This window comes from Bradyrhizobium sp. CCBAU 53421, assembly GCF_015291625.1.
Taxonomy (GTDB): Bacteria; Pseudomonadota; Alphaproteobacteria; order Rhizobiales; family Xanthobacteraceae; genus Bradyrhizobium.
The window spans coordinates 4,496,868-4,513,427 of sequence record NZ_CP030047.1; the positions used below are offsets into that span (position 1 = coordinate 4,496,868).

A 16,560-nucleotide genomic window follows, 5' to 3' on the forward strand; every position below is an offset into this window, starting at 1 on the left:
TTTTCTTGGGCGGCTGCGGGCCAACACACCGTCATTCTGCGGGCTGAATCGCGGTCCTCTCATCGCGCGCGGCTCTGCCGGCATGCCCGTACCGTGCATAGAGCGCGGGCAGCACGGCAAGCGTCAGCAGGGTCGCGCTGATCAGGCCGCCGATCACCACGGTGGCAAGCGGCTTCTGCACCTCGGCGCCGGTGCCGGTGGCGAACGCCATCGGCACGAAACCGAGCGAGGCGACCAGCGCGGTCATCACCACGGGCCGGAAGCGGGTGAGGGCGCCTTGCTCGATGGCCTCCCGCATCGGCACGCCGCGTTCCCGCAATTGCCTGATGAAGCTCAGCATCACGAGCCCGTTCAGCACCGCGACGCCGGACAGCGCGATGAAGCCGACCGCTGCCGAGATCGAGAACGGCATGCCGCGCAGCCACAGCGCGGCGATGCCACCTGTCAGCGCCAGCGGCACCGCGCTGAACACCAGCAGCGCATCGCGCACTGATCCCATCGCCGCCAGCAGCAACAGGAAGATCATTGCAAAGCAAGCCGGCACCACGACCGCAAGGCGCTGGCGCGCCGCGGCGAGATTCTCCGACTGGCCGCCCCAGGTCATCCAGTAGCCCGGCGGCAGCTGCACCGATTGCGCGACCTTTGCTTGGGCTTCCTCGACCACCGAGCCGAGATCGCGGCCGCGGACGTTGGCCGTCACCACGATACGGCGCTTGCCGTTCTCGCGGCTGATCTGGTTCGGTCCCTCGGTGAAGGAGAATTGCGCAACGCGGTTAAGCGGCAGGCTCTGCACCGGCGAACTCGGTGTCGCCTTCGGCAAGGCTACCGGCAGATTGCTCAACGCCTCGAGATCGGAGCGCACGCTCTCCGGCAGCCGCACCACGATGTCGAAGCTCCGATCGCCCTCGTAGACCACGCCGGCATCCTGGCCGCCGACTGCGGCACCGATCACGTCCTGCACCTCGGAGACGCTGAGGCCGCGCCGGGCGATCGCCGCCTTGTCGACCTTGATCTCGAGCACGGGCAGGCCCCCGGCCTGTTCGACCTTGACGTCGGTCGCGCCGCGCACGCCACGCAGCGCTGATGCAATCTGGTTGGCGGCCTTCTGCATCGGCTCGAACTCGTCGCCGAACACCTTGACCGCGATATCGCCGCGAACGCCGGCGAGCAGTTCGTTGAAGCGCATCTGGATCGGCTGGGTGAATTCATAGACGTTGCCGGGCAACCGGCCGGCCGCCTTCGAGATGTCCTCGATCAACTGCTCCTTGGTCAGCGACGGATCCGGCCACTGCGCGCGCGGCTTCAGGATGATGAAGGTGTCGGATGCGTTGGGCGGCATCGGGTCGCTCGCCACCTCCGCGGTGCCGGTCTTGGAGAACACGAACGATACCTGCGGGAAGCGGCTGACGGCCTTCTCGACCGACAGCTGCATGGCCTGCGACTGCGATAGCGCGGTGCTCGGGATCCGGAGCGCGTGCATGGCGATGTTCTTCTCGTCGAGCGAGGGGATGAACTCCTGGCCGAGACGGAAGAACCCGAACAGGGCGGCGGCGAACAGCACCACCGCCACGGCGATGACGGGCAGGGGCGTTGCCACCGCACGCCGGAGCAGCGGGCTGTAACCGCGCTTCAATGCGGCAACGAGCCAGTTTTCCTTCTCCTGGACGCGGCCGGTGATGCCGATCGCGATCAGCGCCGGAACCAGCGTCAGCGACAGCACGAAGGCGGCCGCGAGCGCCAGGATCACGGTCAGCGCCATCGGCTCGAACATCTTACCCTCGACGCCGGTGAAAGTGAGGAGCGGCACATAGACCAGCAGGATGATGGCCTGGCCGTAGAGGCTCGGCTGCACCATTTCCACGGTGGACGCCCGCACCGTTGCCAGCCGTTCGTCCCGGGTCAGCACGCGGCCGAGCGCATGCTGCTTCTCGGCGAGGTGACGCAGGCTGTTCTCGGTGATGATGACGGCGCCATCGACGATCAGGCCGAAGTCCAGCGCGCCGAGGCTCATCAGATTGGCGCTGATGCGGCCCTGCCACATGCCGATCGCCGTCATCAGCATGGCGATCGGGATCACCAGCGCAGTAATGAGCGCCGCCCGGAAATTGCCGAGCAGCACGAACAGCACCGCGATCACGAGCAGCGCGCCTTCAGAGAGGTTGCGCGCCACGGTGCCGATGGTCGCATCGACCAGCTGGGTGCGATCGAGCACGGTCTCGACCTGGACGCCTGTCGGCAAGGACGGCGTGATCGCGCGCAGCTTGGCATCGACCGCGGCCGATACCGTGCGGCTGTTGGCGCCGATCAGCATCAACGCCGTGCCGACCACGACCTCGCGGCCGTTCTCGCTGGCGCTGCCGGTGCGCGTCTCGCCCCCGATCGAGAGCGTGGCGAGGTCGCGGATCCGGACCGGAACGCCGCCACGGGTGGTGACGACGACGGCGCCGAGTTCCTCGATATTCTCGAGCCGTCCGCCGGACCGAACCACGAATCCTTCGCCGTTGCGCTCGATATAGCGCGCACCGCGGCTGACGTTGTTGGTCTCGATCGCCTTGGCAACGTCGGCGAAGGTGAGGCCGAGCGCGATCAGCTTCGCCGCATCGGGATGGACCTGGTACTGCTTGAGATAGCCGCCGATCGAATCGACGCCGGCGACACCAGGCACCATCTTGATCTGCGGCTTGATGATCCAGTCCTGCACCGTGCGCAGATAGGCGTCCTTCTCGACTTCACTCTGCAGCACTTGGCCGTCCGCCGTCAGGAAGCGGCCGTCGCTCTGCAGGCCCGGCGCGCCGTCGGTCTGCACCTTCTGGCCTGAGTAGTGCACGGTCCACATGTAGATCTCGCCAAGACCGGTCGAGGTCGGGCCGATCCGCGGCTCGATGCCCTGCGGCAGGCGCGCGCGAACTTCGGTCAGACGCTCGCCGACCTGCTGGCGGGCGAAATAGATGTCGGTGGCTTCGCTGAACACCGCGGTGATCTGCGAGAAGCCGTTACGGGAGAGCGACCGCGTGCTTTCCAGCCCCGGCGCACCCGCCAGCGCCGTCTCGATCGGAAAGGTGATCTGCTTTTCGATTTCCGCCGGCGACAGCGCCGGGGCCACGGTGTTGATCTGGACTTGCTTGTTGGTGATGTCGGGCACCGCGTCGATCGGCAGCTTGGCCAACGCGAGGCCGCCGAGGAACATCAGGACCGCCGCCAGGGTGACGACCACCCAGCGCCGCTGGATCGCCAGACCGATGATGCGCTCAATCATGGCCGTGCTCCGCTTCGTCCTTCTCGACCTCAGCTTTCAATGTGAAGGTGTTCTGCACCGCGATGGTCTCGCCGGCGGCAAGGCCTGACAAGATTTCGATGTCGTCGTCGTCCTCGCGGCCGGTTCGCACCGACCGCGCCTCGAAGCCGTCGGTATCACGCACGAATACGGTCGGCGTTCCCTTGATGGTTTGGATGGCCTTCTTCGTGACCATCACGCTCGACGGCGCGCCGGACAGCGGAACCTCCGCGGTGACGAAAGTGCCGGGTTTCCAGCGGTGGTCTTTGTTGGGCATGGTCGCGATCACGCGGGCGTTGCGGGTCTCGCGGTCGAGCAGGGGGCTGACGAAGATCACGCCGGCATTGGCTTCATCCTCGCTGCCGATGGCGCGGATTTTCACCGAAACGCCTTCGTGGACCGCGCCGATGTCTTCGGGCGAAACCGCCAGATCGACCCAGATGTCGTCGAGATTGACGATGACGTAGAGCTCGCTTTCCTGGCCCTCGCGCCCGATCAGCCCGCCGAGGTCGACACGCCGTTCAGACACCCGGCCGCTGATCGGCGCGCGCAAAAATTGCGTCCGCAGGCTTTCCGGCGGCTGATTGGGCAGGTCGGCGATCTCGCTTTCCGACAGGCCTAGCGCAAACAGCTTCTGCCGCGCGCCGTCGAGCTTGATCTGGGCGTCGTTCGCGGTCAGCCGCGTGCGCAGGAACTCGTTCTCCGAGACGATGCGGGTTTCGACCAGCGTCTTCTGCCTGGCATAGAGCGTCTGCTGCAGATCGTTGGTGAGCCGCGCCGCGAGGTATTCGCTCTTGGCGTCGGCGACCTCGCGGCTTTCGATCGCGGCGACGATCTCGCCTTTCTCGACCACGTCGCCGAGTCGCTTGCGCAGTTCCGTGACCGTCGCGAGCACGCGCACCGAGACGCGGCCGATGTGGTCGGCGTCAGGGATCAACGATCCGGGCGCGAGGAAATGCCGCTTCAGCATGCCGCCGCTGGCTGGTGCGAGCGTGATGCCAGATTCACGAATCTGGTCTTCGCTGAGCCCGACATGTCCGGGGGCCTCATGCTTGGCCTCGGTCTTCGGTGGATCTGCGGTCGCAGTCTCCTGAATCGCGGCCGGGAACTTGACCGGCCAGCCAATCCATCCGGCCGCGACAACGACCAACGCGATGCCGGCGGCCACGCCGGCGAAAAATAGAACAACCCGTTTCATATGCGCCTCTCCGCAGCGCGAGCCGATGACCCTGCGCTGTCGCGACCTCGATCTGTGCGGAAGCCTGCGCGCTGCCGAATGGCAGCGGCGCATGGCCGGTCATGCCGACCGGATCAGGCGCGGGGTGGTTTGAAAGGAGAGAGGCGATCGGCCGACGCTGGCAGCCCGATGCTGCCGTGGCCATAGCTATGCGGCGCATAGGCGATCGGGAAAGCCGTTTCCTGCGGCGCCACCGAGGCGACGTGCGTCAGGCAGTGATCGCCATGCAGTGAGGCCGGATGCGCGGGCGCTTTGCCGCCGGCGTCGTTGATCGACTGTGCGATCGAGAAGGTGGGGGCGGCATCGTCATCGCCGTCGAAGGCCCAGCCGTGGAAGAACGACAGCACCAGCGCAAGCGAAATCAGCCCCGCAAGCAGGCTACGCCAGCGGCGCGATCCTTTTGCGTGGGCGGAAGGCTGAATCATGGTGCGCGATGCGTCCATGGGCCCTAATTAGCGCCGTGACCGCGCGCATTCAAGTTCGGCGCCGCGACAGATTGGCCGTGGATACTATAACGTTACACGCTCTCAGCGGCTCGGCGCATCAGCCAGCGGCGCGCTGCGACGACGGCCCAGATCGCCTCGACCAGCCCGAACGGCCAGGCGCCTTGTAGGAAACCGTAGGCCGAGCCGAGCGCGCAGGAAGCCGCGAAGGCCAGGATGAACCACGGACTGCGATCTTCGGCGGCGTAGCAGACCAGCATCATCGTGACGGCGAACAAACCGAACAGCGTCAGCGCATCCATTCCGAAGCAGAACTCCTGTTGTAACGCTGTTGATATCTGAGCATGCTTGGGATGGAATATCCATCCAGCGTCGCCGCCCGAAAGGACCGCCTCATGAAGCGCATGCATGTTCACGTCGCTGTCAAGGACATCCCGCAATCGGTCGGCTTCTACTCGGCGCTGTTCGGCGCCGAGCCGACGGTCGTGAAATCCGACTATGCCAAATGGATGCTCGACGATCCGCGCGTCAACTTCGCGATCTCGACCCGCGGCCGCGAGCCGGGTCTCGATCATCTCGGCATTCAGGTGGAGAGCGCCGAGGAACTCGGCGAGGTCTATGGACGGCTGCGCAAGGCGGGCGGCGAGGTGATCGAGCAGGGCCAGACGGTGTGTTGCTACGCCAAGTCCGAGAAGTCGTGGATCGACGATCCCGCAGGGATCGCGTGGGAGACATTCCACACGACCGGCGAGAGCATCGTCTATGGCGACGGTAGCGGCGAGCGGACCGCGCGCGTCGCGCACGAGAAGCAGGACGCCAAGCGGAGCGCCGGTTGCGCCCCTCAGACCCAGGCTGCGCCGCCCGAGGCTTCGGCTTGCTGCAATTCGTGAGTCCGAGGCAGTCGCACACACCAGGGTCGAACTTCTTGTAGCCCGGATGAAGCGCAGCGAAATCCGGGAGCTGCGCCCATCGCGGATACAGTTCCCCCGATTGCGCTTCGCTTCATCCGGACTACACATCGCCGGGGGCGGTCGCCATGTCGGCGCAACCGGCTACCGCTGTAAGCAAAGGCTTAATGCCTGCGACATAGTATCGCTCCGATCAAGGCCTTCCCGCTAACCGCCGGTTAATCATGCGGCTCCTGCCAATCAAGGATCCTGAGCGGTCCTGGCGTCTCATCAAGGCACAATGGAAGAAGGACGCTGAAGGCGTCGGAGAGGATATTGCGACCTTTGGCGGCATCGGTGCATTTGAAGCGCTGACCGCGAGGGAAGGCGATAGCCAGGGGCTGTATCATCTGACCGACGGCGAGCGGGTTCATGCGGTCTGCCAGGTCAGGCGTCTTTTGATGAGCCGATATTCGGCGCCGGCTCTCAGTGCGCGTTTCGTCAATGTGTCGCCGGCTTACGATCTCGGCCTCGCCGATGCCGGCGATTACGCGCAGATGCTTGTGGCGCTGTTCTCCGGCGTCGTCTGGTTGTCGCGGGATGCGCTGTCGGCGAACCACATCCGGTTTCTGCTGAAGAGCCCCGGCGACTCGCAATTCTTCGCCGCGCTCAAGGCCGTCACGCCGTTCTCGCCATTCTCGAAATTCACCATCGAAGGCGCATTGATCGAATGCAGCCTGAAATAGACGATGTCGTTGCCGCCCGTAGCGGTCGCGTCTTGGCGTCGATCGCGTTCACCTGCGCAACCGCCTTAACTGTCCGATAACTGATTTTCCTAACGACCCCTTGGGTTGTGTTCCCGTAGAAGGGCACCCGCAGGGGCAGGAAAAATGTCGGTTGTATCAACGAACAGCGTGAAGCCGGGGCACCGGCGGCTGTCGATCAAGGGTGTGTTGCGCGCCACCAGGATGGGCGCCATTCAGTGGCTCGTCCTGAGCGCCGCGCTGCTGGTGCTCGCCATCACGCTTGGCACAGGCTATCTCGCGTTGCAGTTTCGCGAGCGCGCGCTGGAGATGTCCGAGCGCGAACTCGACAACACCGCGCTGCTGCTGTCGCGGCATTTCGACCAGCAGCTCAGCGACCTCCAGCATGTCCACGACGACATCGTGAACTATCTGCGATCGGAGCAGGTCGAGACTGCCGATCAGTTCGAAAAGAACATGTCGCTGCTCAGCGCGCACGAGATGCTGCGCACGCGGCTGGCCGCGCTCCCGCATGTCGGCGGGCTCAATCTGTTCAACGCCAAGGGGTGGCTGATCAACTCGTCCGAGATGTGGCCGGTGCCCGACATCAGTGTTGCCGACCGGCGCTATTTCCAGGAGTTCACCTCGGGGCGGCCGACGTCGCCTGTCATCGTCGAGCCCGCGATGAGCAAGGTGACCGGCAACTGGACCACGATCTTTGCGCGCAAGATCACCGGGCGCAACGGCGAGATCATCGGCTTTGCGAGCCGCGGCGTCGAGCCCAGCCATTTCGAGGACTTCGTCGCCTCGCTGGCATTGAGCGGCGATACCGTGATTTCGATGATCCACCGCGACGGCACCATCATCGCACGCTATCCGCAGGATGCCGGCGTGATCGGCCGCAACATCATCAATCTGCCAGTGTTCCAAAAGGTCATCAGCTTTGGCGGCAACACGTCAGGTCGGTTCGTTGGCGCTTCAGGCGAGGAGAACGTCGGTGCGGTCAGATCGCTGTCGCACTTTCCAATCCTGATCCTCGCCACCACGAAAACCTCGAGCGCGCTGCAGGACTGGCGCGCCCAGACCAAGCTGCAATTCTGCGCGGCCGTGTTGGCGGTGCTGATCATCAGCTTCGCGGTCTTCCTGATCGTCCGCCAGTTGCAGCGGCAGCACGATGCGGCGCAGCGCCGGCTGTCCGAGAAGAGCCAGCATCTCGACACCGCCATCAACACCATGACGCAGGGGCTGCTGCTGTTCGATGCCTCGGCGCGGCTTGTGATCTGCAATCAGCAATATATCGACATGTTCGGCCTCTCGCCCGACATCGTCAAACCCGGATGCCATCTGCGCGACCTGATCTTGCACCGCCAGGCGATCGGCTCCTTCGTCGGCGATGTCGATGAATACTGCGCGCGGTTCACCAATCCGAGGGGTGACGAGGTCCGCGATTCCGTGATCATGACGCCGGACGGCCGCAGCATCCGCCTGGTCTACAAGCGCGCACCTGACGGCGGCTGGGCCACCACGCTCGAGGATGTCACCGACGGACGGCGTGCGCAGGCGCGGATCGAGTATCTCGCGCATTACGATGCCCTGACCAATCTGCCGAACCGGACGCTGTTCCAGCGTCACGCGGAAGAATTGTTGCGCGAGGCTGCGGTCCACGCCTTCGCGATCCACTATATCGATATCGACGAGTTCAAGCGGATCAACGACACGCTGGGCCATCTGATCGGCGATGAATTCCTCCGGCGCGTGGCCGAGAAGCTGCGCCAGTCGGTCGGATCGGACGACTTCATCGCGCGCCTCGGCGGCGATGAGTTCGCGATCGTCCAGCATGACATCAGGTCGGACGACGATGTCAGCGATCTGGTGGCGCGCGTCTATCAGTCGCTGCGCACGCCGTTCGACTGCCTCGGTCATCGGCTGTCGAGCGACGCCAGCATCGGTATTGCGATCGCGCCGCGCCATGGCTCGGACCTCTTCGGCCTGCTCAAATGCGCCGATCTCGCCATGTACGCGGCCAAGGCTGCCGGCCGCAGGACCTATCGCTTCTTCGATCCCGCGATGGAGAAGCAGGCCAATCTGCGCCGCGCGCTGGAGGCCGATCTGCGAACCGCGTTGGCCGACGGCGGCTTCGAACTGCACTACCAGCCGCTGGTCGACCTGCGCAGCGACGAGGTGACCGGCTGCGAGGCGCTGCTGCGCTGGCGCCATCCGGTGCGCGGCATGATCTCGCCGGTCGACTTCATACCGGTTGCCGAGGAGACCGGGCTGATCGAGGAGATCGGGCAGTGGGTGTTGCGCACCGCCTGCATCGAGGCAGCGGCCTGGCCGGCGCATGTGCGCCTTGCGGTCAACGTCTCGCCGATCCAGTTCAAGTCGGAGACGCTGGCGCTCAAGGTCGCCAACGCACTCGCCGAGAGCGGGCTCGACCCGCGCCGGCTCGAGCTCGAGATCACCGAGGCGGTGCTGATCGCCGATGACGATGCGGCCCTGGTCACGCTCGGCCAGCTTCGCGCGCTAGGGGTCCACATCGCGCTCGACGATTTCGGCACCGGCTATTCGTCGCTGCAATATCTGCAGCGCTTCCCGTTCGACAAGATCAAGATCGACCGCAGTTTCGTCAAGGAAGTGACCCGCAACAGCGGCTCGGCCTCGATCATCCGCGCTGTGGTCTCGATCGCCGCCGACCGCAACATGATCACGACCGCCGAGGGCGTCGAGACCGATCAGCAGCGCGATACCGTGCAGATGCTCGGCTGCACGCAGATGCAGGGCTATTTGTTCAGCAAGCCGGTTCCTGCGCAGGACCTCCGGACGCTGCTCGCCGCCGATAGCGTCGAGAACGCCGCCTGAGCGGCTCTTGAGCCCGTCAGGAACAATCCGCGCCGTCTCCGATTGGAGTGAAAGCTCCCACAGGCGAGGCGGCTCGATGAAAAGCAAGCTCGTATCCGATGCACCGAACGCGCAGGTTCACGTCGTCGTGCTCGACAGCGGCGAGGAAGCGTTCGCGGCGCTGACGAAGTTCGCCAATGATGCGAAGCTGACGGCGGCATCACTCACCGCGATCGGCGCGTTCGAGCGCGCGATGGTCGGCTGGTTCGATTTCGCGTCGAAGAACTACCGCAAGATCGAGATCAACGAGCAGTGCGAGGTGCTGTGCGCGGTCGGCGACATCGCGATCGGTGACGACGGCAAGGCCAGTCTGCACACGCATATCGTGCTCGGATTGTCTGATGGCTCGACGCGCGGCGGCCATTTGCTTGCCGGCGTCGTGCGTCCGACGCTCGAGGTCGTGGTCACGGAAGCGCCGGCCAGCCTTCGGCGCCGGAAACGGCCTGAGTTCGGCATCGCCCTGATCGACCCCGCTGCTGGGTAGGGCTGACCGCCTCAGCCGTCCCGCCGAAAAGTTCCTAAAAATCGACCTGCCGGCGTGTCGGACACGGAACCGAAACCATGGAACCGCGTTCCCTTGCGGGGCTCGACCGGCAGGCGATCAATGAAAACCGCAGCAACGTCCGCGGCTATGCTGCTGTTTGCCTCGTGCATGGCAAACGCAGAGAGTGGCCTTGCGTCCTATTATCGTGGCATCGGCAGGAGTGGCGAGATGACCTGCGCGCATCGCAAGCGGCCATTCGGCAGCATGATCACCGTCTCCTATCTGGGAAAATCGATCCGGTGCCGCGTCAACGACCGCGGGCCGTTCGTTCGTGGGCGGATCATCGATGTCTCGACCACGGCGGCCCGCGCGCTCGGCATCCTTCAGCTCGGTGTCGCGCATGTCGTGATCCAGTAGAGCGGCAGGATCAGGGCTTGGAAGCGGTCGCCCGCTGTTCGGCGATCGCCTTGCGGAGCGTCCGCGACAGCGCCTCGACCGAATAGGGTTTCTGGATCAGCTCGAAGCCGCTGTGCGCGTTCTCGGCGAGCACGTTGCTGTAGCCGCTGGTCAGCACCACCGGCAGGCCGGGAAAGCGATCGCGGATCACGCCGGCGAGCTCGACGCCGTTCATGCCGGGCATGATCACGTCGGAGAACACGAGGTCGGCGGCGAATTCGTTCTCCGAGAGGATCGAGAGCGCAGCATTGGCGTTGGCCGCGCGCTTCACCGAATAGCCGAGATCCTCGAGCAGCTCGGTGGAGAACTGGCCGACATCGTCGTTGTCCTCGACCACGAGGACGCGGTAGCCGCGGCCGATCGAAGCCTGCTCGGTGCCCGCGCTGGCAGCGACCTTGGCGTCCGCCGGGCGCATCGCCTGCGGCAGATAGATGGTGAAGGTCGCGCCGTGCCCGGGCGTGGAGGTCACCTCGATGTCGCCGTCGGATTGCTTGACGAAGCCGAAGGCCTGGCTCAGGCCGAGACCCGTTCCCTTGCCGACCTCCTTGGTCGTGAAGAACGGCTCGAAGATCGCGTCGAGATTTTCCGGCGAGATGCCGGTGCCGGTATCCTGGATCGAGACCGTCACGAAATCGCCGCTGCGCGAGGCCTGCGCGCGCAGGGCAGGGATGTGCTTGACCTTCCTGACGCCGATCGTCAGCTGGCCTTCGCCATTCATGGCATCGCGGCCGTTGACCGCAAGGTTGATCATCGCGGTCTCGAACTGGCCGATGTCGGCGATCGCATAGCAGTCGGGATCCTCGATCCTGACCTCGATGTGAATCCGTGCGCCGACCAGCGGGCGGATCAGCTGCGCCACGCTGTCGACCTGCGTTCCGACATTGAAGACTTCCGGATTGAGCGGCTGCCTGCGCGCGAATGCCAATAGCTGCGCGGTGAGCTTTGAGGCCCGCTCCACCGTCTCGGAAATCGCGTCGATATAGCGGCGCCGGCGTTCGTCCGGCAGCTCGCGGCGGCGCAGGAAGTCGGTCGCCGAGCGGATGATGGTGAGCAGATTGTTGAAGTCGTGCGCGACGCCGCCGGTGAGCTGGCCGACCGCTTCCATCTTCTGCGATTGCCGAAGCGCTTCCTCGCCGCGGCGCCGCTCGGTGATGTCGACGGCCTCCGGTACCGCGCCGACGATCGTGCCGTGCTGGTCCTGCAGCGGCCGCATCGCGAAATCGAAATAGCGCTCGCCGATCGGCAGCTGCAATTGCAGCTCGATCTTGACCTCTTCGCCGCGCATCACGGTCGCGAACGCATTCTGGATCACGCGCGGCATGCCGTCGGTTGCAGTGAACCACGGCGTATCCCAGAACGGCTTGCCGACGACATCCGCAGCCTCGGCGCGGATGCCGGCCAGCGCGGTCTGGTTGGTGTAGAGCAGGCCGCCATCGCGGTTGAGCAGCATCTGGTATTGATGGCTGGTCTCGAGGATCGCGCGCGTCTGTGCCTCGCGGGATTCCAGCTGTGCGGTGCGCTCCAGGATACGCCGTTCCAGCGACTCGTTGAGCTTGCGCAGCTCGATCTCGGCTTCCTTGGCCGCCGTGATGTCATGGGCGACGCCGATGAAGCCGATGTGCTTGCCGTTCGGGTCCCAGCGCGGTTGCGATTCCGAGCGCAGCCAGCGCCAGTCGCCTGCGGCATTGCGATAGCGTGCCTCGAGCACGAACGGCTTGAGCGACAACTCGCCGGTGATCTGCTCCTGCAGAATGTTCGGCAGATCATCTGGATGCAGGGCCTTGCGCCAGTCGAACACGACCGCTTCCTCGAACGGCAGGCCGAGGAAATCCAGATAGGCCTGGTTGGCGAAGGAGCGGGTGCGGTCGAGCTTGGTCACCCAGATCGGCACCGGCGCGCTGTCGGCGATCAGGCGGAAGCGTTCCTCGCTCTCGCGCAGGGTCTCCTGCGCCAGCATCTGATCGGTAACGTCGAGATCGGCGCCGACCAGCCGCAGCGCGCGGCCGCTGCGGTCACGGTCGATCTTGGCGACAACGCGAATCCAGCGGCTCTCGCCGTCGTTCGGGCGGATGATGCGGTACTCGGCGGTGTAATCCTCGCCGCCGGCCTTGAGCACGCCGAACAGGTGCTTGATGATTCGCTCGCGATCGTCTGGATGGATGCGCGCAATCCAGTTCTCATAGGTCTCGTTGACCTCCTCGGGCGGCAGGCCATGCACCAGCAGATATTCGGGAGAGCGGCGGTTGCGCACGCCGTCGCGGAAATCGATCTCGAGCCCGCCGACCCGGGCGATGCGCTGGATCCGCGCCAGCTCGGCCTCGCGCTCCTGCAGCTCGCGATGGGCGCGGTCGCGTTCGCGCGCGATCTCTTCAAGGTGCTGCCGCAGCCGTTCGGCTGCCGCAGCTTCGGGAAGCACATCAGAGGGATCGGGTGGGGTCATTCGCGCCGGCAGCCTCTGGGTGTAGTTTCACACAGGAGCGGGCGGCTTTGCCAGCGTGATTTAGCACGATCACTTGCTCTTCACTTGCTCCTAACTTGCCCTTCACTTGCTTTGGGCGTGCGGCAATTATAGGCCCTGCGGAACCCGGCGGCCTGCGCATCCTCCTCGGAGCAGAACCAGCGATCCGGATTGCCGAGGCCCGGGTAGCTGCGGCACGCCTGCAGGTGATAGATGCCGACATTGCCGGTGACGCGGGCGCGCACGGCGTATTTACCCTTGATGTTGCAGCTTGCCGGCATCGGCAGGTCGTCCGGGAAGAGCGCATTGCGGATCTGCGTGTCGCGATCGGCGGGGCAGGCGTTGCCGAGCAGGGCGCCGTCCTTCTTGCCGAGACGAAAATCGCGCGGCGCCACGAAGCAGCCCTTCCACAGTCCGGCACGACTATCCTTGGCGGTGGCTTGGTCCGGCTTGAATCGGCCAGTGGCCGACGTCTCGACGTTGAGGGCGTAGCCCTTCTGTACCAGCACCTGGCTGAGACTGGTCGGATCGCCCTCGATCTTGCAGACGCCGAGGCGGCGCTTCTTGAAGGTCGGATCGACGCCGATATCGTCGCAGTGAATTGGCTTGCCGCCGATCAACTTGGTCAGCTGGTCGCGTGCTTCGATCCCGCAGGTCCAGACGTCGGCGTGCTCGTCGATGCAGAGCTGGTCGGCCGCCGGGGCATCGATGCCGTCGAGCCGGTAAACCGTGTTGCCGAGCTGAACGGTGCCGGCGTCCTTGACGATCGCCGCGGCCGCCGGGCCAGCGGTCGCAGACAGGGCAGCCGTCGCAGAGAGGACGGGGCTCGCGGACAGGCATGTCAGGAGAAGCGTCGTGATGACCGGATTGCGAAACCGCATTTTTTCACTTCAGATATTTGGCGGGCAGCTGAACTTCTAGCACAGGCAGGTACGATCCAACCAAGTCCTGTTCGCGAGATGATGCGTGCGCGCCGTCACATCCCGATCGGCATTCCGCGGCGTAGAACGGCCGGACATTGCCACCGAAGGGATGCTGGTATGGCCGAGTTCATCATCACCATCATCGCCGATGTCGTCACCGACATCTGGACCCTGCAATGCGTCGCGCGCTGGCGATGGAAGAGGAAGGCGTCTCAGGAGACAGCTTCCGATCAAAGATCCGATTGACTTGATGAGAACAAAATAGGAACATCATGTGCCAACTGAATCCCGGATGCCCCATGATGTCTGCACGGCTCGAATCTGATGACGATGACGGGCTGGAAGCGGCTGTCGATCAGGCCATCTCCGCCTGCGGCGGCAACATGCGTGCGACCATTCGGGCGCTGATCGTCGCCAATGAATTCCTGGAGAATGAGGTCAGCGAGCTGATGAAAGCGGTCGCGAAGGCCCACTCGCGCGGCCGCTTCAAGACCTATTCGGGCTGAAGTACCCCTCGGGCTACCGTCAAGGACTAGCCAACAACTGGCCAGGCGCCGGGCCGGGTCTGCATTAGACCGTTGCCTCCGGGTCAATTTGCTGTACCAACGGAGTGGCCCGTGCCGGATTGCGCGGGGAGGAATCCTGCCAAAGCCCAAGTTCTAAGAAGCCCAGTCCTAAGAAGCCCAAGCAAGAAGAGCATGTTCAAACGAATCCTGATCGCCAACCGCGGCGAGATCGCCTGCCGGGTCATCAAGACTGCGCGCCGTATGGGGATTGAGACGGTCGCCGTCTACTCCGAGGCTGACCGCGACGCGCTGCATGTCGAGATGGCGGATGAAGCCGTGTTGATCGGCCCGCCGGCCGCGGCCGAGAGCTATCTTCTGATCGACAAGATCGTCGAGGCCTGCCGCAAGACCGGCGCGCAGGCCGTGCATCCCGGCTACGGCTTCCTGTCCGAGCGCGAGGCGTTTCCGCGCGCGCTGGAAGCCGCCGGCATCGTCTTCATCGGCCCGAACCCCGGCGCCATCGCCGCGATGGGCGACAAGATCGAATCCAAGAAGGCCGCTGCGAAGGCGAAAGTCTCGACGGTGCCCGGTCATCTCGGCGTCATCGAGGACGACAAGCACGCCGTCCAGATCGCCGACGAGATTGGCTATCCCGTGATGATCAAGGCCTCCGCCGGCGGCGGCGGCAAGGGCATGCGCATCGCGCATTCGAAGGCGGAGGTCGCCGAAGGCTTCAACCTCGCCAAGGCCGAGGCGAAGTCGTCGTTCGGCGACGACCGCGTCTTCATCGAGAAGTTCATCGTCGATCCCCGGCACATCGAGATCCAGGTGCTGGGCGACAAGCACGGCAACGTGATCTATCTCGGCGAGCGCGAGTGCTCGATCCAGCGCCGCAACCAGAAGGTCATCGAGGAAGCGCCGTCGCCGCTGCTCGACGAGCAGACCCGCCGCAAGATGGGCGAGCAGGCCGTCGCGCTGGCCAAGGCGGTCAACTACGATTCGGCCGGCACCGTCGAATTCGTCGCCGGCCAGGACAAGAGCTTCTACTTCCTGGAGATGAACACCCGTCTGCAGGTCGAGCATCCCGTCACCGAACTGATCACCGGCATCGACCTCGTCGAGCAGATGATCCGCGTCGCGGCCGGCGAGAAGCTTGCGATCGCGCAGAAGGACGTCACGCTGACCGGCTGGGCGGTCGAGTCCCGCGTCTATGCCGAGGATCCGTTCCGCAACTTCCTGCCCTCGATCGGCCGCCTGGTGAAATACCGTCCGCCGGCCGAGGCCAGCCATGACGGCATCACGATCCGCAACGACACCGGCGTGCAGGAGGGCGGCGAGATCTCGATCCACTACGATCCGATGATCGCCAAGCTCGTCACCCACGCCCCGTCGCGCGCCGCCGCGATCGAGGCGCAGGCGACCGCGCTCGACGCCTTCTATGTCGACGGCATCAGGCACAACATTCCGTTCCTGTCAGCGTTGATGAACCATCCGCGCTGGCGCGAGGGCCGGCTCTCGACCGGCTTCATCGCGGAGGAATTCCCGAAGGGATTTTCGGCGCGCGCGCCCGAGGGCGAGATCGCACGGCGGCTCGCGGCCGTCGGCGCCGCCATCGATCACGTGCTGGGCGAACGCAAGCGGCAGATCTCCGGCCAGATGGGCGGCCGCGTCGTGCTGCGCGAGCGCCGCCGCGCGGTGTGGCTCGATCATGCCGAGATCGCGCTCGATGTCGCGCGCGAGGACGACGCGATCGCGGTGCGCTTCATCGGCGCCGACGGGCTGCCGGGTAACCCTCATAACCTCGTATCGAGCTGGGTGCCGGGCGATCCGGTCTGGCAGGGCACCATCGACGGCAATTTCGTCGCCGTGCAGGTGCGGGCGATCAACAACGGCTTCCGCCTCGCGCATCAGGGCTTTGAGGTGCCGGTCTACGTCTTTACCGAGACCGAGGCGACCTCGGCGCGGCTGATGCCGGTGGTCTCGGCCGCCGACACCGGCAAGAAGTTGCTGTGCCCGATGCCAGGGCTCGTGGTGTCGATCGCGGTGACCGAAGGGCAGGAGGTCAAGGCCGGCGAGACCTTGGCCGTGGTCGAGGCGATGAAGATGCAGAACGTGCTGCGCGCCGAACGCGACGGCACGGTGAAGAAGGTCCACGCCGCCGCCGGCGCCACGCTCGCGGTCGATGCGCTGATCCTGGAGTTCGTCTGAAATTGTCATTCCGGGGCGATGCAAAGCATCGAACCCGGAATCT

The 16,560-nt window shown here is 65.0% G+C and carries 14 protein-coding genes; 8 read left to right on the top strand and 6 right to left on the bottom strand.

The genetic code is table 11. The features are described 5' to 3' along the window. Positions 1–31: 31 nt before the first annotated feature. From XH92_RS21385 to XH92_RS21400, 4 genes are all read right to left on the bottom strand, one after another. The gene (locus tag XH92_RS21385) at positions 32–3,256 is read right to left on the bottom strand and encodes an efflux RND transporter permease subunit (protein ID WP_194460924.1); all 3,225 of its coding nucleotides are present in this window, start codon (positions 3,254–3,256) and stop codon (positions 32–34) included. Next, positions 3,249–4,472, bottom strand: coding sequence for an efflux RND transporter periplasmic adaptor subunit (locus tag XH92_RS21390; protein WP_194460925.1), 1,224 nt, complete (start codon positions 4,470–4,472; stop codon positions 3,249–3,251). The genes XH92_RS21385 and XH92_RS21390 overlap by 8 nt, the downstream gene beginning before the upstream one ends. 113 nt (positions 4,473–4,585) lie before the next feature. Further along, positions 4,586–4,954, bottom strand: a complete 369-nt coding sequence (locus XH92_RS21395; protein WP_194460926.1) for a hypothetical protein — start codon at positions 4,952–4,954, stop codon at positions 4,586–4,588. 74 nt (positions 4,955–5,028) lie between these two features. Next, positions 5,029–5,256 carry a hypothetical protein gene (locus XH92_RS21400; RefSeq protein WP_194460927.1) on the bottom strand — a complete coding sequence of 76 codons (228 nt, stop codon included), beginning with the start codon at positions 5,254–5,256 and terminating at the stop codon, positions 5,029–5,031. Positions 5,257–5,349: 93 nt separating this feature from the next. Between XH92_RS21400 and XH92_RS21405 the strand changes: the two genes are divergently transcribed. The 5 genes from XH92_RS21405 to XH92_RS43935 all read left to right on the top strand — a co-directional run bounded on the left by XH92_RS21405 (position 5,350) and on the right by XH92_RS43935 (position 10,383). Continuing rightward, positions 5,350–5,844, top strand: coding sequence for an ArsI/CadI family heavy metal resistance metalloenzyme (locus XH92_RS21405; protein ID WP_194460928.1), 495 nt, complete (start codon positions 5,350–5,352; stop codon positions 5,842–5,844). Positions 5,845–6,086: 242 nt separating this feature from the next. Further along, positions 6,087–6,587: a hypothetical protein gene (locus XH92_RS21410; protein ID WP_194460929.1), complete on the top strand. Its 501-nt coding sequence runs from the start codon at positions 6,087–6,089 to the stop codon at positions 6,585–6,587. A gap of 144 nt (positions 6,588–6,731) precedes the next feature. Next, positions 6,732–9,443 (top strand): EAL domain-containing protein, encoded by a 2,712-nt coding sequence (locus XH92_RS21415; protein ID WP_194460930.1) that lies wholly within the window; start codon positions 6,732–6,734, stop codon positions 9,441–9,443. A gap of 76 nt (positions 9,444–9,519) precedes the next feature. Next, positions 9,520–9,966, top strand: coding sequence for a PPC domain-containing DNA-binding protein (locus XH92_RS21420; RefSeq protein WP_194460931.1), 447 nt, complete (start codon positions 9,520–9,522; stop codon positions 9,964–9,966). A 228-nt stretch (positions 9,967–10,194) separates the two neighbouring features. Beyond that, the gene (locus tag XH92_RS43935; protein ID WP_310885847.1) at positions 10,195–10,383 is read left to right on the top strand and encodes a septal ring lytic transglycosylase RlpA family protein; all 189 of its coding nucleotides are present in this window, start codon (positions 10,195–10,197) and stop codon (positions 10,381–10,383) included. A gap of 10 nt (positions 10,384–10,393) precedes the next feature. Here XH92_RS43935 and XH92_RS21430 read toward each other — a convergent pair whose 3' ends face one another. Together XH92_RS21430 and XH92_RS21435 are read right to left on the bottom strand one after the other, a co-directional pair. Then, the gene (locus XH92_RS21430) at positions 10,394–12,862 is read right to left on the bottom strand and encodes a PAS domain-containing protein (protein WP_246788516.1); all 2,469 of its coding nucleotides are present in this window, start codon (positions 12,860–12,862) and stop codon (positions 10,394–10,396) included. Positions 12,863–12,942: 80 nt separating this feature from the next. Next, on the bottom strand, positions 12,943–13,761 hold the full coding sequence (locus XH92_RS21435; RefSeq protein WP_194460932.1) for a thermonuclease family protein: 819 nt from the start codon (positions 13,759–13,761) through the stop codon (positions 12,943–12,945). A gap of 159 nt (positions 13,762–13,920) precedes the next feature. Between XH92_RS21435 and XH92_RS43640 the strand changes: the two genes are divergently transcribed. The 3 genes from XH92_RS43640 (at position 13,921) to XH92_RS21445 (ending at position 16,517) form a co-directional block, all read left to right on the top strand. After that, a complete protein-coding gene (locus XH92_RS43640; RefSeq protein WP_256437674.1) occupies positions 13,921–14,049 on the top strand; it encodes a hypothetical protein in 129 nt (42 codons plus the stop codon). A 53-nt stretch (positions 14,050–14,102) separates the two neighbouring features. Continuing rightward, positions 14,103–14,309 carry a hypothetical protein gene (locus tag XH92_RS21440; RefSeq protein WP_194460933.1) on the top strand — a complete coding sequence of 69 codons (207 nt, stop codon included), beginning with the start codon at positions 14,103–14,105 and terminating at the stop codon, positions 14,307–14,309. Positions 14,310–14,501: 192 nt separating this feature from the next. Beyond that, positions 14,502–16,517 (top strand): acetyl/propionyl/methylcrotonyl-CoA carboxylase subunit alpha, encoded by a 2,016-nt coding sequence (locus XH92_RS21445; RefSeq protein WP_194460934.1) that lies wholly within the window; start codon positions 14,502–14,504, stop codon positions 16,515–16,517. Positions 16,518–16,560 lie beyond the last annotated feature (43 nt).